The organism is Marivivens sp. ABH4_498 (genome assembly GCF_056160585.1).
In genome coordinates this window covers 246,307-266,750 of sequence record NZ_JBSWXL010000004.1, presented here as the reverse complement: position 1 = coordinate 266,750, position 20,444 = coordinate 246,307, and the positions used below count along the sequence as shown (strand labels likewise).

Sequence of the window (20,444 nt, the reverse complement as noted above, 5' to 3'; positions counted from 1 at the left end):
GCTCTTTACTGTAGGTACTGCACGGTTTTGATAACCGTGATCGGTGTTCCGCGTTGCGCACGCGCTGCCCGTTTGATTGCGGTTTCGACCATATCCAAACGTTCCAACGCGATCGTGTCGCTGTCGGCCGAATTAAGGATATAAACCAGTTCAATTTGCGATGGCTGGCCAGATAGATCAGCGACCAACGCGTTGATGGCCGTGGCCAGTTGATTGGGCAACTGATCTTCATCCCCAAAAGCGTCATCGGTCAGTGCGATTTGTACTGGCACCAATGGGCCAACGGCAAAGTTCATTTCCGCTGCCATACCCGCTGTCAAACGCAGGCTGCGCGGGTTTTCTGACAGAACGCCCATCCCTTCGGGCAGGCTGCGGGTGTCCAGTTCAATCGTGAAATTCGACCCTTCGGTGCGGGGTAGGGCCGCACAAGGTACGTGGAACCGGCCAAATGCGTCGGTGGTGATCAACAGACCGTTTTGGGTGGCGATACGCGCGCCAGCGATGCCTGTTTCGCCGTCGGTCTGACGGTTGTTTCCGTCAGTGTCGATCCAGACTTTGCCGATGACATCAGAACAATCGAACACGCCTTCGGGTGTCATGCGCAGGGTCACGGACCCGATGGTCGAAATCCGTTGACCTACGGCATTTTCAGCAAAGGTTCGGTTCACGATTTCAGCTCCATCAGACAGGGTCTGGGTCACGCGCGCGGCAAATGTCACCGTGGCGCTGTTGCCCGCCGAAATATCGATACCGTCCCACGCCAGATTGGACCCGACCATAGCCGGTTCGCGTGCCGCGCCGTTGACCGTGGCCGACCCTGGAACATAGCCCAGACCGTTTGGCATGCGGTCCACCAATACGATGTCGCTATAATCGCTGACCGAATTGTTGGTGAAATCCAAGGTAAAGGTCACAACATCGCCCGCGACAACGGTTTCGCGGTTGGCGGTTTTGGTGGCTACAAACAAATCGCTTGGGCCAAAGGCGATAACTTCGGGGTCGTTTGTTGTGTTGCCATCGGTGTCATCGGTATCGTCTGATACGTCGGACACAATGGCGCTGTTTGGCGTAGACGCAGATACATTGACCGACGCGGTAAGAACGCCCGTTTCAATAATGTCATCCGTCAGGGTTGCTGCGACCGAATAGGTCCAGATTTCACCGGGGGTGACCAGACCGTCGTTGTTGGTATCGCCGCCCACGTATTCTGGCGCAGCAGCAAAGCCCGCCGCATTGCCCACACCATCGAACAGGGTTTCTTCAAACGACACCGCATCCAGCGACACGTTTCCTGTGTTTTCAACAGTGATAACATAGGGAACCGAAGTGCCATCCGTGGCGGTTTCGGCAAAATCTGTTGATAGCGTTGCGTTCACCACAGGTGCAGGAGCGATATACAATTCGGTCGGGGTATCGCCGCCCAATGCTGCGTCATTGTCCGACAGGTCAAACAGCGCGGCTCCGGCGGGGGCAGTTGCGGTGGCCGTGATCTGGTTGACCAGACCCGCCGCATCAACGTCCGCTTGGGTCAGGACGTAGGTCACACTGTAGGTGGCGGTTTCGCCCGGGGCAATTGTGCCTTCGTCCGATCCCAGATCAGAGCGCAGATAGGTCGCGGTGATCCCAGAAATCGGCGTGCCATCGGCGCGGGTCATTGTGTCCGTCAGTGCAAGGTTCGACAGGGTCACATTGCCTGTGTTCAGGGCATAGACGTCAAAGGTGACGGTATCACCTGCGTTGTCACCCGATTGGCCAACCATTTTTGTGATATCCATCGCCGGGGCAGGGGCAAAACGAGTGATCGTCGGATCATCCGCTGTGTTCCCATCCGCATCATCGCCGTCATCAGATACGTCAGTCACCGCAACATCATTCGGTGCTGTCATCGTGACCGTGGCGGTGTTGGAAATACCGCCTGCATCAATGTCGGCTTGGGTCAGAGTATACGTCACGGTCCACGCCAGCGTTTCGGACGGCGCAATCGGCGCCGTGCCGGAAACTAGCGTCGGTGTCACGCTAATCGCATCACCGTTCAGGCGGGTCATGGTGTCCGTAATAACAGGGGCATCCAGCGTGACGTTGCCGATATTGCGCGCGGTGATGGTGTATTCCAAAACATCCCCAACGGCAGACCCTGCGGTGGTGACCGTTTTTGTCACGTCCAGCGCTGGGCCAGCCACGAACAGTGTTTCGGTCGGGTCATCGGCGGTGTTGCCATCGGTGTCGTTGCCGTCATCGGATGTGTCCGTCACCGATACCAGCTGCGGCGATACGGCGGCCACATCGACAGAGTTGAACACCCCGCCCGCATCCAGATCGGTCTGCGTCACGGTGTAACGGGCGGTGTAGACCCATGCTTCGGCTACATCCAGCAGGCCATCGCCGTCGTCGCCAGCCGCATAGGCGAATGGCGCATCCAATTGCACGGCGCTGTTGTCAACGCGCTGCATCGTGTCGGTGATCCCGATCGTCGACAGCGTGACGTTGCCCGTGTTTTCAACCGTTAGGGTGTAGGTGATCACTTCGCCCGCAACAGGGGCCACGGCGGATGCTGTTTTGGTGGCGTTGATCAATGGCGATTGGTCTGGGCCGTTCGTCACCAGCGTGGCGCTGTCGCTGACGTAGGTGCCCAGTTGGGTCGCCGCAGTGACCGTTGCCGTGTTTTCGATGTCACCCGCATCGACCATATCTTGGGTCACGGGGATGCTGAAACTGCAGGGCGCAGATACGGCATTTGGCGCAAGAGTAGGAACCGTGCAGGCCAGATTTGGCGCCATCGGATCCGTGATCGTCACATCAAACAGGGTGACGTTTCCAGTATTCTGCGCAGATAGCAGATAGGTCAGCGTCGTTCCCACAGTGCCGAATTCATTTGGCGTTGCGGATTTGAACACGTCAATCGCTGGGGCCTGCGCGGGCAGTGTAACGCTTGCCGTCGCTGTTGCTGTTAGTTCGGACCCTGTTGGCGTCACCGCCGATGCTGATGCCGTATTGGTCAGCGAGCCTGCATCCAAATCCGCCTGCGTCACCGTGTAAGTGCCCGTGCATTCCAGCGACTCGGTCGGTGCAAGTTCGGCGCCCATCGACGCAGGGGCCCCGCCAACCGTGCAAGCCAGCGTATCAATCATCGGATCGCTGATGGACGTTGCGCGCAAGGTGCGGTTGCCGTCGTTGATCGCGGTGATGGTAAAGGTCACGACATCACCCACAGCCGCAACCGTCGTCGGGTTCGCCGTTTTGGTCAGGCTTAGGTGCGCTCCGCCAGCAGCAGGAACTGTGACGGTCTGCGGATCCGATACGACCTCGTCATCTGCGGCGCCGTATTGGGTTGATGCATAGGCCTGATTGACCACTTCGCCGTTGTCTAGGTCGGACTGAACGACAGTATAAGACCCATAGCAGGTTGCCGTTTCACCGGGGGCAAAGGTTTCATCTCCCGCGGTTGCCGTCCAACAGGTGATATCACCGATCAACGGGTCAACGATCAAAACGTCGCGCACAAATGGGCGCGTGCCTGCGTTTTCGACGGTAAAGGTATAATCCAGAACGTCACCAACCACGGAATAGGTCGCGCCCGTTGCGGCTGTTTTGGTCATGGATAGGGCAGGGATCGCAGCCTCTGGGATGCTGACAGTGGTGCCCAAAGATGACAGATCGCCGCTTTGGGCGGTGGCAAGGTTGGTCACCACAAACAGATCAACGTCATCCGCGGTCACAACATAGTCCGCAGAACAGGTGATCGCCTGTGTTGGGGCCAAACCGCCTGCAGGCAACGCAGGGCAGTCCACAGCATCAATGCGGTTATCGGTCACCGTAATCGGGTCGGTCAGGGTCGTGTTGCCGGTGTTGGTCACGGTATAGGTGTAGCCGATGATCGCGCCGACAACGAAATCTTCGGCAGGTACGGGAACCACGGTTTTCACAATGGTGATATCTGGCGTTTGGGTCGCCGGTATCGTCACGGTGTTAGACGTGGCCGGTGTTCCAGCCTCTGCCGATGCGTTGGCAGTGTTTGCCACGGACCCTGCGTCTATGTCTGCTTGGGTCACGGCATAGCTGCCCGAACAGGTCAGCGTGTCGTTCGGACCCAATGGACCAGCGCCGCAGGTCAGAGAGCCGCCTGCGTTTTCGATCAATGGGTCGGATACCGTAAAGGGGCCGGTCAACGTGATATTGCCCGTGTTGGTCAGGACAAAGGTATAATCCAGAACATCACCAACGCTATCATAGCTGGCCAAAGACCCTGTTGCCCGCGATTTCGCAATTGCGATGGCTGGCGCGGCGGCGATGGTCAGCACCGCTGGCGTGTCTGCCGCGTCATCGACGATCTGGCCGCTGGGTGCTGCGGCTTGGGCGGTGACGGTGTTCGAAATGCCGCCCGCATCTACGTCAGATTGCGTCAGGGTATAGGTGGCCACATAGGTTGCCGTTTCATTCGGCAATAGCGATGCAGGACCAGAGCCTAAATCCGCGCCCGTAAACGTCGGGCCAGAGGTAAGCGTCAGCGCAGTGCTGTCCGCGCGGGTCAGCGTATCGGTCACAGCAATGGCCGTTAGGGTCACATTGCCTGTGTTCTGCACCGTGATTTCAAATTCAGCCGTTTCGCCCGCGACCGACACAGAATTGGTCAGTGTTTTTTCGGTTTCAATCGACGGCAGGGCAGTGATGTCCAGCGACGCAGGTTTATTCCCCGGTCCTGTGCCGTCATCTGAAATATCCGATACCGTCGCGCCAGCAGGCGTAGTGGCGGCTAGGGTTGCGCTGTTGTTGATACCGCCTGCATCGATATCGGCCTGCTGCAAAGTGTAGGACACGGTATAGGTCCAAACTTCGCCCGTATCGATGTTGCCGTCTGTGTTTGTATCGCCGCTGACATAAGCAGGGGCTGAATCCAGCGACAGGGTTGCACCGTCTTTGCGGGTCAGCGTGTCGGTCAGGGTCGGGTTGGACAATGTCACGTTGCCCGTGTTTTCGGCAGTGATCGCGAACGTGACCACATCACCTGCTATCGGGGCAATGGGGGCGTTGCTGACGGACTTGAACACCTCGACCGTGCCGACGGGCGGCAGATCGACCACGGTTGGGTCATCATCTGTCTGCGTTGCACCAGTGACGTCCGACACGTTGGATGCGTCAGGGGCAGTGCCGCTAACCGTTGCGCTGTTTTCAATGGATCCTGCGTCGATATCGGTTTGTGTCAGGGTGTAGGTCGCGACAAAGGTCACATCTTGCCCAACGGGCAAATCGATGATCCCCGCCGTGCCGCCCAGATATGCGCCGCCCGCGTCATAGGTAATGACGGGCGCAGTGCCTGTGCCGCCAAAGGCGGTTTCGGTGACGTCGATATCAAACAGGGTCACGTTGCCTGTGTTGGACACAGTAAAAGTGTAGGTGACCGTATCACCCGCATCCGCGCGTCCGTTTGCGCCGAAATCTGTTGTGGCGGTTTTGATGCCGCGAATGGCAGGGCTGCGTGTTCCGGTAACCGTCGCATCATCAATCGCGGTGGCGGTTGCCACGGGGATTTGTGTTGATGTGACTTCGGCGATGTTGGTCACGACCCCTGCGTCAACGTCGTCTTGGGTGACGGCATATGTTGCCGTACACAAAACGAAATCGCGTGGCGCCAATCCCGGCGCAATGGCAGGGCAAGTCACCGTTCCGATTTTGTCGTCAGAAATCACGGGCTGGGCTGTCAGTGTCACATTGCCCGTGTTGGCCACGACATATTGGTAATCCAATGTATCACCCACAGCGGCAAAGCCCGTGTCCAGCGCGGTTTTCTGCAACGTGAATTCCAGAATGTGATCAGGGCCGCGTGCGAATACGCTGTCGGAAACCGATTGTTCGGTCCCTGTGGGGTTTACTGGCAAATAAGTCGCGGTCGCAGTGTTGGTAACGCCGCCGTAGTAGGGCGCTGGGCCGTATTCCGCATCGATATCGGCCTGCGTCGCTGTGTAGGTATAGGTACAGCTATTATCAGCATCTGTGGGGGACAGCGTGCCAATTGCGCAGGTTCCCGGAACCAGATCATCGGTAATAGACACATCGGCCAAGGTCACATTGCCAGTGTTGGTCACAGTGATACGGTAATCAATCTCTTGTCCCACGGCACCAAAGGCAACGCCGCCGACAACGGTGGATGTAATCTCTTTGGTGATGGTCAGGTTCGGCGCGGCGGGAACGACCGGCTGGTTAACGGTCGAAGATGCGGTGATCGTGACACCTTTGGGATCGTCACCGCGTACGGTTGCCGTATTGATGATGGTCTGCGCGTCAACGTCGTCTTGGTCCACGGTGTAGGGGGCAGTACAGGTCCAGCTATCCCCGACAGACATCGTTTGCGGCATGGTGACAGGGTTGGTGCCGTCGGTACAGGACAACACCAATTCCGGCATGCTGTCGCTGATGATGACATTCGATAGCGTCTGGTTGCCTGTGTTCTGAACGGAAATCGTAAAGGTGATCGTGTCACCAACCGCAGGGGTTGCCGTCGCATCGCCCGTTTTTGCGATGGTCAATGCAGGCGCACCCGCTGTCGTGATCGTGACGTTATCTGGGGCGGAAACAACGCTCAGTTGGTTTGTGCCACCGTAGGTGTAGATTGTATCGGCATAGGCGTCGTTGGAAATGGCTTCGCCGTCCAGATCTGCCTGCGTGACAGAGTAGGGGGCAGTACAATCGAAACTGTCACCAACCGCAAAGTTGCCATAGGTCGCGATATCGCGGCAGATAAAGGTGCCGATCTTGTTGTCGATGACGTTGATGTCGCCGTTCAGGTCCGCTTTGCCCGTATTGGTAACGGTGTAGGTATAGGTAATGACCTGACCCAAGGTGTCATAGGTCACAGCATCTGCTGATTTCGCGATCGACAGCGCGGGCGGGTAGAGGATCGGATCGTTGGGATAAATCACCGACGTAGGCGGGGATATAATCGCGGCCCCGTCAAACGTACCCGCGCTGGTCGCAACATTCACTGTCGACCCCAAAGAAATATCGCCATCTGTCACGACATAGTTCGCGCTGCAGGTGGTGGTCGCTGTAGGCGCCAATGATCCGGCGGTGCCGCAACTAATGGTTCCGATCAGGTTGTCGGTCACACTAAAGGGGCCATCAATCGTGACGTTGCCGTTGTTTGTGATGGTATAGGTATAGCCGATCGTCTGGCCTGCCGAATACAAAGACGGGGTCGTTGTAACCTCTTTCAGCGTTGTCAGCGAAGGCGTTTGCCGCGCAGTCACGGTCGCGGTGTCCGTTGCCTGATAGGTCAGACCATCAAATACGGTTTGCGCTGTGCCGATGTTTGTAACCGACCCTGCGTCCAATGCCGCCTGATCTGCGGTCCAGACCAACGTACATGTGCCATTCGCACCAGGCGCTAGCGTACCTGGGTTACAATCTACGTTGCCTGCGGGGATTTTGTCGTCGGTCACCGTAATCGGATCGGTCAGGGTCACGTTGCCTGTGTTGGTCACGCGGTATTCAAATGTCACCGTGTCACCCACCGCGCCATAGGTCGACGCCGATGTTGCTGCAACATATTTATCCAGCGCAATCGCAGGGCTTTGCGCGGCGGTGACGGTGGCGTCATCCGAAACCGTCAGTTCGGTGCCTTGATCACTGGTGGTCGCGGTCGCCGTATTGGCAAAGCTGCCGTTGTCCAGATCGGTCTGAGTGACCTCATACGATGCAGTACACACAAAGGACGCGCTGGGCGCGAGCCCCGCAGCAGGGACCGCCGCACAAGACAGACTGTCCGCCAAAGGATCGGTGACATCAAACGGGCTGGTCAATGTGACGTTGCCGGTGTTCGTCACGGTGATTGTATAATCAATCGTATCGCCAACGGCGGCGTAGGTCGGTGTATCCGCCGTTTTATCAATGGAAATCGCTGGGGCACGCGCTGGGCCCGTCGACAGGACAGAGGCCGTATCCGTCACAACCGTTGTGTCGGGTGCAGATCCGGATGCTGTAACTGTGTTTTGCACCGATCCCGCGTCAACGTCCGCTTGGGTGGCGGTTCGGCTGACCGAAAACGGCGTGGTGTCGGCGCATTGGGTGACGGTCTGCGACGGCGCGATGGTGCCAACCGCGCAGCTGAACCCCAAAGACGGATCATTGATGGTCACATTCGTCAGCGTCACGTTGCCCGTATTTTCAATGCTGAACGTCCACGTCAGCGTGTCATTCAGTGCAAAATTGGCTGGGCCGGATTTGGTAACAACGATCAAAGGCGCCGATGTCGGGCCATTGGCGGTGACTGTCGGCGATTGAGCCGCAGGTGCGGTGACGCCAGCGGGGGCCTCTGCCGATACGGTCGCTGTATTCGTGTAGCTGCCCGCGTCAATGTCAGACTGCGTGACGCTGTGGGTCGCACTGCAGGTCGATGTGTCAACCGCGCCCGGTGCCAATGTGCCGATGACGCAATTCAGGCCCAGCTGAGCGTCATTCACCGTGACGTTAGACAGCGTCACATTGCCGGTGTTTTCTACCGTGAACCCAAAGGTCAGTGTTTCGCCGACAGCCGTGTAATCCTGATCCACGGTTTTCACGGCCGTAAAGTCAGCGGTGCGCCCAGCCACGGGCAGGGTGATCGCGTCGGTTTCATCTGCGGCCAACTGTGCCGCCGACAACGTCGCAGTGTTCGTTAGGCTGCCCGCGTCAAATTCGGACTGCGTGACGACATGCGCGAAACGACAGCTGCTGTTGGTGGCCGATGGCGCAAGGGTCGAAATGGAACAGCTCCAACCCGTGTCCAGCGCGTCGGACAGCGATAGGTTATTCAGCGTCACCGTGCCCGTGTTCGTCACAGACATCGTATAAATGATCTGTTCACCGACCTGCGTGATTTCGGTGATATTGGCCGTTTTGTCCAACGTTGCCGCGGCGACCTGCGCCCCTGCGGCAGCGGTGGCGGTGACTGTGTTCGACGGTTCGTTCAACGCCGCGCCCGATGGTGTGCGCGCAGCGACTGATGCTGTGTTCGTAATTGTTCCTGCATCCAGATCGGTCTGGGTGACGGTGTAATTGCCCGTACAGGTCATCGCTGCAGTTGGTGCCAATGTGGTAGCGGGGCAGGACACGGATGTGATCAACGGGTCGGTCACGGCGATTTGGGACAGAGTTTTGTTGCCGGTGTTCGTGACGGTCAGGCTATAGGCCAAAACCTCGCCCACGGCAGAAAATTCGGCAGGGCCCGATTTGACAATCGTGATCGAAGGCGCGCCATTCACCGAAATTGTGACGGACGACGGCGCCGAACTAAAGGTCGAACCGTTGTAGCTGGTCGATGCAATCGCCGTATTTGTGATGCTGGATTGATCAATTTGAACCTGTGTTGTCGTCAGTGCCCCAGTACAATCAAAGCTTTGACCGGCCAGCAGCGCAGGCGGCTGCGCTGAACAGTCAACGGTGCTGATCAGCGGATCGTTGATGGTGATCGGTTCGATAATGGTGGCTGTGCCTGTGTTGGTGACGTTGAACGTATAGTTCACCGTTTCACCCGCCGCAGAAACCGTAGCCACATCGGCCGATTTGACCAAAGAAATGCCGCCATCAAAATTCGGCGCAACGGTTTCGCTGTCTTGGGCCGTGGCAGCGCCATTTGCGTCTTGGACTGTGGCGACATTGGTTACAAAGCCTGCGATTTGGTCTTGGGTCGTGATCGTGTAATCGCGGTCACAGGTGATTGATGTTGCAGGGGCTAGATCATTCGGATGGCATTCAAACGTACCGATCTTATCGTCCGTGATCGTAATCGGACCCACCAGCGTTGTGTTGCCGGTGTTTTCAACGTCAAAGCTGTATTCAATCGTATTTCCGGCGACAAACAGTGGTGCAGGCACGTTTCTAGCGGATTTATCCAAACCGATAGCAGGGCTTTGTTCCGCGCTGACCGTGACCTGATCGGAATTCGATTGGACGGCTTCGCCCAATGTGGCGGCTGTACCGGCGGCAAAAGCGGTATTGGTGATGGATCCTGCGTCGATATCCGTCTGGGTGATAGCCGATTCAGTTGCCGAGCACACAGTAGTCGCTGATGGCGCCAGCGATGTCACTGGACAAGTCACGGTCACGCGGTCGTCGGTGACCGTCAGGTTTTCAATCGTGACATTGCCGCCGTTGGTAACGGTGTAGTCATAGGTGATGGTATCTGTTGTCGCAGCATAGGTGGTGGCGGACCCAGTGTTCAGCGATTTATCTAGCGTCAACAATGGCGTACGCGTCGCCGTCAAAGTCACGCTGTCGGTCTGGCTATCGGATTGTCCCGCGACGGAAATGGATGCTGTTGCTGTGTTCAGCAATGTCCCTGCGTCCAGATCGGCCTGCGTGATATCGTAGGTAGCGCTACAGGTGATCGTCGCGCCGATGGCCACGCCGCCCGTTGGACAATTTACGGGGGCGATACTGTCCGTCACGGTCGGCGCGGTCGGCCACGCAACATTCGATGTGTTGGTCACATCAATCGCATAGATAATGGTTTCGCCAACGGCAGAGTAGGTCGCCGCGCCCGTTGATTTATCGATCGTCAGCGAAATCTGCGGCGCAGAGGCAGACACGGTGGCCGTGTCGGTCTGGGTCAGCTTTGTACCCAGCGGGGTATCCGCCTGCGCTGTGGCTGTATTCGTGATCGGGCTGCCGTTCACCGCCGTTTCAAATTCGGACTGGGTGACGGTGTGGGACTGGGAACAGGTCAGATCATCACCTGGGGCCAGTGCAGCAGCGGTACACGAAAGCGATGGTAGCTTTGGGTCGGTTACCACAACATTGGTCAGGGTCACATTGCCGTCGTTCGTCGCGGCCAGGGTGTAGGTGATGACATCGCCTGCAGCCGCAACCGACGCGACATCCGCAGTTTTTTCAAACGATAGAGCAGGGGTGCGCGTTGGGCCGGTGATGGTGACGGTATCGCTTACATTGCCCAAATTGCCATAGGTCGGGGTGCCTGATGCGGTGGCCACATTGGTGATTTCACCTGCATCAATGTCGGCTTGGGTGACGACATAATTGCCTGTACAGGTCGCGAATTGCGCCGCGCCATTGCCGTTCGTCGTTGCGTCTACGGTGGTGGTATCACACGTGACCGACGGGATTTTATCGTCATTCACAACGATGTCGGTGATCTGCACCGACCCGATGTTAGTGACCGTATATGTGTAAGTGACCGTTTCACCAATCGCGGCATAGCTGCTGCGATCTGCGGATTTTTCAATCTCGTAGCCCGGCGCAACTGTGACCAAGTCGCGGTTGCGGATGTTTTCGCCTGCGCTGAAATCCCAATAGTTATCGTTCGGGTCGCGGTCAAAAACTTGGGTCGTCGTTTGGCCCGACGTCAGGATTGAATTTGCCAGCGCCGGATCGGTGGATGAAAACCAGCCGGTGCTGATCGCGCGGTCGGCAAAGCCTGTGGTGAACCCATAGCTGACCGTGCCTGCGGTGTTCGTGGATTCCGCCGTAACGTCAGACCAGTTGCCAACGTTGTATCCGTTTAGGATCAGGAAAATATCGTCTTCGTCGAAATTGCCGGGCGATGTGTCACCATCATCAGCGGTAAAGCGGACGTAAATCTGGGCGATGCCGCCCCCGAAATAGGTCGAACAAGGTGCAAAACCGCAATTCAGTTCAACAGGGTCGTTGATCGTAAACGGATTGCCGCGAAACTGACGCGGGCGACCGGAATCTTGGAATCCGACAAACGCACCTTGGGGGTTGGAAAACTGGTAATAGATGTTTCCGTTGTCACCGATGATGACAAAAGCAACGCCGCCTGCTTCGGGGTATTCCGACGGCAGGCTGATGTTCGTCCCGGGAACGGTCATGGTAAAGGACGTGGCGGCTACATGATCTGGCGTAAACGATAACGTAGCCAGTGCCATTGCTCCAAAAGCATGGAGTTTTTTCGTCATTTTTCGTCCCTCATTACCCGACCCGGTCGTCTAAACTTTTGCGTTACGCGGATCAGGTTCGATACGCGCAAGAATCCCGACTCACAGAGTTAACTTTCACAATCCCCGAGTCCAGTGGGGTTAGAGGGGAAATCGGGCCGAAATGCGTCGTCATGCCGTCGCGCCCAAGGCAGCTTGTGATTGTGTGCCTAAACTTTTGACGGACCCGCAAATCGAAAGAGGTGTGGATTACGGGGTTGCGCCGTGCCTGCGGCTGGGGTGTACTTCGATCATAAGATCAGAGGGTTACATGGCACAGTTGGAAACACGCATTGCGCAAGGGCGCGGGGATGAACCCGCAGACATCGTTTTACGCGGCGGTCAGGTGTTATGCGTTGTGACCGGCGCCATGATCCAAGGTGACGTTGCGATCTGCGGGGATACGATCGTTGGAATCGGGGCTGACTATGATGGTGCGCGCATTATCGATGTTTCGGGGCTGATTTTGGTTCCAGGGTTCATCGATACCCACCTGCATATCGAAAGCTCTTTGGTGACTCCGTTCGAATTTGATCGCTGCGTTGCGCCGCGCGGGGTGACGACGGCGATTTGTGACCCCCACGAAATCGCCAATGTGATCGGATTGGACGGCATCCGTTATTTCCAATCCGCCAGCGAACGCACGGTCATGGATATCAAGGTGCAGCTGTCGTCCTGCGTACCGTCCAGTCATATGGAAACGGCGGGTGCGACGTTGCTGGCCGATGATATCGCGCAGGTGATGGGGCATCCGTCCAACATCGGTCTGGCCGAGTTCATGAACTACCCCGGAGTTATGTTCCGCGATCCCGACTGCATGGATAAAATCCGCCTGTTCGAAGGCGCGCATATTGACGGACACTGCCCTCAGCTATCGGGCAAGGATCTGAACGCCTATGTCAGCGCGGGCATCCGCACCGAACACGAAGCAACCACCGCCGCCGAAGCCATCGAAAAGCTGCAAAAAGGTATGCGCGTGCTGATCCGCGAAGGCTCTGTTTCCAAAGACCTAGATGCGCTGCATTCGGTGCTGACGGACGTGACCTCGGCCTATTTGTGTCTGTGCACGGATGACCGTAACCCGCTGGATATCGGCGAACATGGGCATCTAGATTACATGATCCGCCGCCTGATCGAACTGGGCTGCCCGCCGCTGGCCGTGTATCGCGCCGCGTCCCTATCTGCCGCAGAAGCCTTTGGTCTAAAGGATCGCGGACAGATCGCCCCAGGAAAACGCGCGGATATTGTCGCAGTGACATCGCTGGCCGATTGCGATGCGCAGCTGGTGATGGCGGGCGGAGTTGTGGTGGATGATACCGCCTTTGCCGCGCGCGACATCATTGACCCTGTGGGGCGCAATTCGGTGAATGCCCCCAAGGTGACCCCTGATATGTTCCGCCATGGCGGCAATAACCCCGAAACGCCAGTGATTGGTATTCTAGAGGGCAAGATCATCACCGAATACCTGACCCACGATATTCCCAGCACGGATGGCGACAAACGCCCCGATGTGGCGCGTGATTTGACCCGTATCGCGGTGATCGAACGGCACGGGAAAAACGGCAACTATGCGACGGGTTTTGTCAAAGGGTTCGGTATCCAACAAGGCGCGATTGCATCGACCGTTTGCCATGATCACCACAACATCGCAGTGGTCGGCGCTGATTACGATGACATGGCCGTTGCCGCGAACCGTTTGGGCGAAATCGAAGGCGGCTTTGTCGTAGTCAAAGATGGTCAGGTTTTGGCCGAACTACCGCTGCCAGTTGCAGGACTGATGAGCCTTGAGCCCTTTGAAGCCGTCCGCGATATGCTGGTCGATCTACGATCCGCCGCGCGGTCATTGGGTGTCACGCTAGAAGAGCCGTTCCTGCAACTGGCATTTCTGGCGCTACCGGTGATCCCCGCGCTGAAAATCACAGATCGCGGGATGGTGGATGTTCACAAATTTGAACTGATTTCTTGATTGCCTAATTTTTGCGCAATATGCCCAATTTTGTGCATTCCCTGCGTTGCGGCCGGATCGAAAGGGGCGCAATGTTTGCGCCATCTTTCGCATCTTGGTGCGCGGTGTCTTTGATTAGATGCGAATTGGGGGACAGATGTTAGACGCAGAGCCACAGGTATCTTTGCAACGGGCCAAAGGGCGTGCCATGGCTGCCTTTGGTGGCGGCGACAACCGGCTGCGCGATTTGCACCAGTCCGGCAGCCTAAAGGCGCTGCTGCCGAAAAATCATGCGGCTGTCCCTGATCTGGTTCTGGTAAACACGGCGGGCGGCCTGACGGGCGGGGATCGATATGCGGTAGATATCGCCGCGCATGATGGCGCGTCTGTCACCGTTGCCACGCAAACTGCTGAACGCGTTTACAAAGCATCAACAGGCGTTGCACATATGGATGTGACCCTGTCCGTTTCTGACGGTGGGGCGCTGCATTGGTTGCCCCAAGAAACCATTCTGTTTGACCACAGCGCGATCCAGCGGACCATCACCGCAGATGTGGACGCAGATAGCCGTTTGTTGATCGTCGAACCCGTTGTTTTTGGCCGTCAGGCCATGGGCGAAACCCTGACGCAGACGCATTTCGTCGACCGCTGGCGTGTTCGTCAAAACGGTCGACTAATCCATGCCGAACAGACCCGCATCACGGGCGATTTTAAGGCCTATCAGGGTATCGGCGCGTTGAACGGTGCGCGGGCGGTGGCGACTATTTTGTATGTCGGTCCCGATGCGGTGGACCTGCTGGAAACAGTGCGCAGCTACGGCGTTCAGGCCAGCGCGTGGGACGGGCGGCTGGTGATCCGTTTGATGAACGAAAACCCCCGCAACTTGCGCCTGCAAATAACTGATTTTTTGAAAAAATTCCGCGGCTGCGATCTGCCCCGCGTTTGGACAATGTAAGGAGGAAACATGAACCTTACCCCTCGTGAAAAAGACAAACTTTTGGTGTCCGTCGCGGCCATGGTGGCCCGTGGCCGTCTGGAACGCGGCGTGAAACTGAACCACCCCGAAGCCATCGCGCTGATCACCGATTTCGTGGTCGAAGGCGCGCGTGACGGGCGGTCTGTTGCGGATCTGATGCAAGCGGGCGCGCATGTTGTGACCCGCGATATGTGCATGGATGGCATCGCTGAAATGATCCACGACGTGCAGGTCGAAGCCACCTTTCCCGATGGGACCAAACTGGTCACCGTCCACCACCCCATTCGATAAGAGGTTCCCATGATCCCAGGTGAAATTTTTCCCGCCGACGGCGATATCGAACTGAATGTCGGGGCCGAGGTGACGACGCTGTTAGTTGCCAATACGGGCGACCGTCCCATTCAGGTGGGCAGCCATTATCATTTCGCAGAAACCAACGCGGGCTTGTCGTTTGATCGCGACGCCGCACGCGGCAAACGGTTAGATATCGCCGCAGGTACAGCCGTGCGGTTTGAACCGGGCCAAGAACGAGAGGTCAATCTGATCCCTTTGTCTGGCGACCGCAAAGTGTTTGGTTTCAATCAAAAAATCATGGGGGACCTGTAAATGCCGGCCAAAATTTCCCGCGCAACATATGCTGATATGTACGGCCCCACAGTGGGCGATAAGGTCCGTCTGGCAGACACAGACCTGATTATTGAGGTCGAAAAAGACCACACCATTTACGGCGAAGAGGTCAAATTCGGCGGCGGCAAAGTCATCCGTGACGGCATGGGGCAATCCCAACGCACCCGCGCCGAAGGCACCGTTGATACGGTTATCACCAATGCTTTGATCATCGATCACACGGGTATTTTCAAAGCGGACGTTGGCCTAAAAGACGGGCGTATCGTTGGCATTGGTAAGGCGGGCAACCCTGACACGCAGCCCGGTGTGAATATCATCGTCGGTCCCGCGACCGAAGCCATCGCAGGCGAAGGCCGCATTTTGACCGCTGGCGGTATTGATAGCCACATCCACTATATCGCGCCGCAACAGTTTGATGACGCCCTGCATTCGGGCGTGACGACGATGATCGGCGGCGGGTCGGGGCCTGCGCATGGCACCTTGGCCACGACCTGCACGGGAACGTGGCACATTGGCCAGATGATGAAATCCTTTGACGGGTTGGCCATGAACACGGGCATCGCGGGCAAAGGCAACGCGTCGCTACCCGAACCTTTGCGCGAAATGGTGCGGGCAGGGGCATCGGCCATGAAACTGCACGAAGACTGGGGAACCACCCCAGCCGCGATTGATTGCTGTTTGTCCGTGGCCGACGAAATGGACGTGCAGGTGATGATCCACACCGACACGTTGAATGAATCGGGTTTCGTGGAAAACACCGTTGCCGCAATGAAGGGCCGCACGATCCATGCGTTCCACACCGAAGGCGCAGGCGGCGGCCATGCCCCTGACATCATCCGTGTCTGCGGCGAACCGAACGTGATCCCGTCGTCCACCAACCCAACGCGGCCCTATACGGTCAACACGTTAGAAGAACACCTCGACATGCTGATGGTGTGCCACCACCTGGACCAGTCGATTCCCGAAGATGTCGCCTTTGCCGAAAGCCGCATCCGCAAAGAAACCATCGCAGCCGAAGATATCTTGCACGACATGGGCGCGTTTTCGATCATTGCGTCTGACAGTCAGGCCATGGGCCGCGTGGGCGAGGTGCTGATCCGCACATGGCAAACCGCTGACAAAATGAAAAAACAGCGGGGCCGATTGGACGCTGAAACGGGTGAAAACGACAACGCCCGGGTCAAACGCTATATCGCGAAATACACGATCAACCCTGCCATCGCGCACGGCATGTCGCGCCACATCGGCAGCGTCGAGGTCGGCAAACGCGCCGATCTGGTGCTGTGGTCGCCTGCGTTCTTTGGTGTGAAACCTGAAATGGTTCTGCTGGGCGGCACGATTGCGGTCGCGCAAATGGGCGATCCAAATGCGTCGATCCCAACGCCGCAGCCCGTTTATACCCGCCCTATGTTCGGCAGCTTTGGCGGTGGTTTGACCGCTGGCAGCGTGACGTTCGTGTCCAAAGCCGCGTATGAGGCTGGCGTCAGCGAATTCTTGGGCAAAGAGGTTCTGCCGGTCGAAAACTGCCGCGGTATTGGCAAGGCGGATATGGTCCACAACAACCTGATGCCAAAGGTCGAAGTGGACCCCGAAACTTATGAGGTCCGCGCAGACGGCGTTCTGCTAACCTGTGAACCCGCCGAAAGCCTGCCGATGGCGCAGCGCTATTTCATGTTCTGAGGCCCCCATGACGACTTTGGAAATTTTAGCTGCGCGCGCATTGAAACGGGGGCCGATGCCGCCGACCGCGCTGTCGCTGACGTTGACGTACGAGGATCGGTTCATCCGCCGCAAACGACTGATCACCGATCAGGGCGAAGCGGTGCTGGTCGATCTGTCGGAAACAACGTCGATCGATCACGGCGATGCCTTGGTTCTGACCGATGGCCGTATGGTCACCGTTCTGGCCGCGAAAGAGGAATTGCTAGAGGTGCGCGGTGAAAACCTGACGCGGCTGGCTTGGCACATCGGAAACCGTCACACGCCGTGCCAAATCGGCGCGGGCCGTTTGTTGATCAAAGACGATCATGTGATGGCCGATATGTTGATCCGTTTGGGCGCTGATCTGGCCCGCGTGACCGAACCTTTCACCCCCGAAGGCGGCGCCTATGGTCACGGGAGGACACATGGCCACAGCCACTGATTTGCTGACGCTAGCGCAATGGTTTGGCGCGAACTTTCCCGTCGGCAGTTACGCCTATTCCCACGGGTTAGAGGCGATGATCGCAGAGGGCTTTGTCACGGATAAAGACAGCTTTGACAATTGGTTGCGCGATGTTGTTGAACTGGGTTCAGGGCGGCAGGATGCGTTCCTTTTGTCGCTGGCCTATCGCGGTGACGCCGAACAAACGGCTGAACTGGCGCTGGCTTTGGCGTCCAGTCGCGAACGGCAATTTGAATCCACCCAACAGGGCCGCGCCTTTGGTCAGGTCGTTGCCAACGTCTGGGGAGATGCGCAGTCTGTTTGGCCGTTTTGCGTGACGGCAGGAGCGGCGGCGCAAACACATGGTTTGCCATTGGAACAAACGCTGGTGTTTTACCTACAGGGCTTTGTCAGTAACCTATGCACCATCGCCGCCCGCGCGATCCCAATCGGTCAATCAGACGCGCAATCCGTACTGCGTGACATGGCCCCTGTGATCGAACGCATCGCGCATCAGGCCATCACCGCGACCGAGGATGATCTGGGTAGCGCGGCCTTTGCCGCTGACATCGCGGCGATAGACCACGAAACACAAACCGTGCGCATTTTCCGCACGTAGAATAGGAACGAACATGACCTCACCTCATGGACCATTGCGGGTCGGGATCGGCGGGCCGGTTGGCGCTGGCAAAACCACGATGACCAAAGAGCTGTGCAAACAGTTGGCGAACAAATGTTCGATGGCGGTCATCACGAACGATATCTACACCCGCGAAGACGCCGAAGCGTTGATGCGCGCGCAGGTTCTGCCGCTGGACCGTATTCGCGGCGTGGAAACGGGCGGCTGTCCGCACACCGCGATCCGAGAGGACGCCTCGATCAATCTCGCGGCCATTGCGGAGTTGAATGAAACCTTTCCCGATCTGGATCTGGTCCTGATCGAAAGCGGCGGCGACAATCTGTCGGCCACGTTTTCCCCCGAATTGGCGGATTTGACGATCTATGTGATCGATACCGCAGCGGGCGATGACATCCCGCGCAAAGGTGGCCCCGCGCTGACCAAATCGGACCTACTGGTGATCAACAAACGCGATCTGGCACCCTATGTCGGCGCGGATGTGGACCGCATGCACCGCGATGCCACCGAACACCGCAAAGGCCGGCCGTTTTTGTTTGCCGAACTGCGCAATGGCGTCGGCCCTGCAGAGATCGCGGATTTCATTATTCAAGAGGGTGGTTTGACCCTGCGCGAAATGGCAGCGGAATAGCCTGTTTCGCCTTTTGCTCTGCGCAAAATGGGCGCGGTGCAACTAAATGGCGATGCTCACGTATACATTAGAGTATTCTAATGAAGTGGGCACTGCCATGCCGGTTGAAATTACATCAGATCAATTTTTTCGCGTCGATAACAGCCTGATCGGCGTCAACTTTGACGGTATCCTTAGCACGAACCTGATCAATTCGTTTGAACAGGTCGGCGGGACGATCAGCGACCCGAACGGCGTTATCGCGGATGGTGCCGAAGCGCTGTCGACCTTTACCCCTGACGGCGGCGATCCGACGGATTTGACGTTCGTCGGAGCGGGCACGATCGGGCTGGTGTCATTCTTTGGCGCGACGCTGTTCCCACGCGATGTTCTGGTATTCGAGGCAGACGGCGAAACCTTTCTTTTCGTCCCAGATGGCCTACCGCCATTGTCGTTCTTGAACGTCAGCTTGGACATCGACAGCAACACATTGTTCGATTTGGAAGCGCCGCAAAACGGCACAGTGGACGGTTTGGAAATCGGCGAAGTCATGGGATTGGGCTATACCGATTTGCAGGGCGATCAGATCACCAATCAATCTGACACCATTTTCGGCAATGGCGGGAATGACATTATCCTGTCTGCGGGGGGCGACGATGTCGTTTACGGCGGTGACGGAAACGATACGATCACCGGCGGTGCAGGTGCAGACAGCCTGTTTGGCGATCAGGGAAACGACGTTTTCATTGGCGGGTCTGCAGGTGACGTCATTACTGGCGGCGAAGACGCTAATGGGACTGATATCGATACCCTTGATCTGACGGGCACGAATGTCGCAACGATCAATTATTCAGATGACACGCGCGAAAACGGCACGGTGGTGTTTGAAGATGGCACCAGTTTGGTTTTCTCGGAAATTGAAAACGTCATTCCGTGTTTTACGCTGGGATCACAGGTCGCCACGCCCACAGGTTTGGTGGCCGTCGAGAATCTGAAACAAGGTGATTTGGTGATCACGCGCGACAATGGGCTTCAGCCTATTGCGTGGACAGGGCACCGCCTTTTGACGCCCGTAGAATTGGTAAACGAACCAAAACTATGTCCTATTCTGATCCCAAAGGGGGCGTTGGGTGATTTACAGCCGGATCGCGATATCATGGTATCCCCGAACCACCGTTTGTTGTTGTCGGGCGCTGATGTCGAATTGTTTTTTGGCGAATACGAAGTTTTTGCCGCAGCAAAATTTTTGATCGGGATGCGCGGTATCAAGCAGGTCGCGCCCATGGCGGTTTCGTATGTGCATTTCATGTGCGAACAGCACGAAGTCGTCTGTACGGACAATTTCTGGAGCGAAAGCTTTCAGCCAGGCGATTACAGTTTGGCCGGGATTGATGCCGCGCAACGGCGCGAACTGCTGCAGCTGTTCCCTGATCTAAAAACGATATCTGGGCGTTTGGCGTATAAGACCGCTAGGTTAGACCTACGACGTTTCGAAGCGCGCAGTCTAAAGCAGTGTTCGTTCTGATCGTGCGCTATGCGCAGTGAAACGATGCTGCGCCTTTCGCGCGGTTAACTATCCTAA

At 57.2% G+C, this 20,444-nt stretch carries 10 protein-coding genes; 9 read left to right on the top strand and 1 reads right to left on the bottom strand.

What is annotated here, in order from left to right; translation table 11 throughout:
• Window positions 1-5 precede the first annotated feature (5 nt).
• Window positions 6-11,906, bottom strand: a complete 11,901-nt coding sequence (locus ACXAGA_RS11450; protein WP_475117608.1) for a beta strand repeat-containing protein — start codon at window positions 11,904-11,906, stop codon at window positions 6-8.
• A 289-nt stretch (window positions 11,907-12,195) separates the two neighbouring features.
• Here ACXAGA_RS11450 and ade point away from each other — a divergent pair, with 289 nt between their 5' ends.
• From ade to ACXAGA_RS11405, 9 genes are all read left to right on the top strand, one after another.
• Entirely contained in the window at window positions 12,196-13,890 is a 1,695-nt protein-coding gene (gene ade, locus ACXAGA_RS11445) for an adenine deaminase (protein WP_475117607.1), read from the top strand.
• 136 nt (window positions 13,891-14,026) lie between these two features.
• Window positions 14,027-14,824 carry an urease accessory protein UreD gene (locus ACXAGA_RS11440; RefSeq protein ID WP_475117606.1) on the top strand — a complete coding sequence of 266 codons (798 nt, stop codon included), beginning with the start codon at window positions 14,027-14,029 and terminating at the stop codon, window positions 14,822-14,824.
• Between the two features lie 9 nt (window positions 14,825-14,833).
• Window positions 14,834-15,136, top strand: coding sequence for an urease subunit gamma (locus ACXAGA_RS11435; protein ID WP_475117605.1), 303 nt, complete (start codon window positions 14,834-14,836; stop codon window positions 15,134-15,136).
• A 9-nt stretch (window positions 15,137-15,145) separates the two neighbouring features.
• Window positions 15,146-15,451, top strand: coding sequence for an urease subunit beta (locus ACXAGA_RS11430; protein WP_475117604.1), 306 nt, complete (start codon window positions 15,146-15,148; stop codon window positions 15,449-15,451).
• Window positions 15,452-17,152 (top strand): urease subunit alpha, encoded by a 1,701-nt coding sequence (ureC, locus tag ACXAGA_RS11425; protein ID WP_475117603.1) that lies wholly within the window; start codon window positions 15,452-15,454, stop codon window positions 17,150-17,152.
• 55 nt (window positions 17,153-17,207) lie between these two features.
• A complete protein-coding gene (locus ACXAGA_RS11420; protein ID WP_475117651.1) occupies window positions 17,208-17,615 on the top strand; it encodes an urease accessory protein UreE in 408 nt (135 codons plus the stop codon).
• A complete protein-coding gene (locus tag ACXAGA_RS11415; protein WP_475117602.1) occupies window positions 17,599-18,234 on the top strand; it encodes an urease accessory protein UreF in 636 nt (211 codons plus the stop codon). The genes ACXAGA_RS11420 and ACXAGA_RS11415 overlap by 17 nt, the downstream gene beginning before the upstream one ends.
• 13 nt (window positions 18,235-18,247) lie before the next feature.
• Window positions 18,248-18,883, top strand: a complete 636-nt coding sequence (gene ureG, locus ACXAGA_RS11410; RefSeq protein WP_475117601.1) for an urease accessory protein UreG — start codon at window positions 18,248-18,250, stop codon at window positions 18,881-18,883.
• 97 nt (window positions 18,884-18,980) lie between these two features.
• Complete coding sequence (locus ACXAGA_RS11405) at window positions 18,981-20,387, top strand: Hint domain-containing protein (protein ID WP_475117600.1); 1,407 nt, start codon at window positions 18,981-18,983, stop codon at window positions 20,385-20,387.
• Window positions 20,388-20,444: the final 57 nt, after the last annotated feature.

Excerpts from the sequence above, each read along its gene's own strand:
- ACXAGA_RS11405 (WP_475117600.1), top strand. The coding sequence starts at position 18,981 with ATGCCGGTTGAAATTACATCAGATCAATTTTTTCGCGTCGATAACAGC.
- ureG (WP_475117601.1), top strand. The coding sequence starts at position 18,248 with ATGACCTCACCTCATGGACCATTGCGGGTCGGGATCGGCGGGCCGGTT.
- ACXAGA_RS11440 (WP_475117606.1), top strand. The coding sequence starts at position 14,027 with ATGTTAGACGCAGAGCCACAGGTATCTTTGCAACGGGCCAAAGGGCGT.
- ACXAGA_RS11435 (WP_475117605.1), top strand. The coding sequence starts at position 14,834 with ATGAACCTTACCCCTCGTGAAAAAGACAAACTTTTGGTGTCCGTCGCG.
- ureC (WP_475117603.1), top strand. The coding sequence starts at position 15,452 with ATGCCGGCCAAAATTTCCCGCGCAACATATGCTGATATGTACGGCCCC.
- ACXAGA_RS11430 (WP_475117604.1), top strand. The coding sequence starts at position 15,146 with ATGATCCCAGGTGAAATTTTTCCCGCCGACGGCGATATCGAACTGAAT.
- ACXAGA_RS11415 (WP_475117602.1), top strand. The coding sequence starts at position 17,599 with ATGGCCACAGCCACTGATTTGCTGACGCTAGCGCAATGGTTTGGCGCG.
- ACXAGA_RS11420 (WP_475117651.1), top strand. The coding sequence starts at position 17,208 with ATGCCGCCGACCGCGCTGTCGCTGACGTTGACGTACGAGGATCGGTTC.
- ACXAGA_RS11450 (WP_475117608.1), bottom strand. The coding sequence starts at position 11,906 with ATGACGAAAAAACTCCATGCTTTTGGAGCAATGGCACTGGCTACGTTA.
- ade (WP_475117607.1), top strand. The coding sequence starts at position 12,196 with ATGGCACAGTTGGAAACACGCATTGCGCAAGGGCGCGGGGATGAACCC.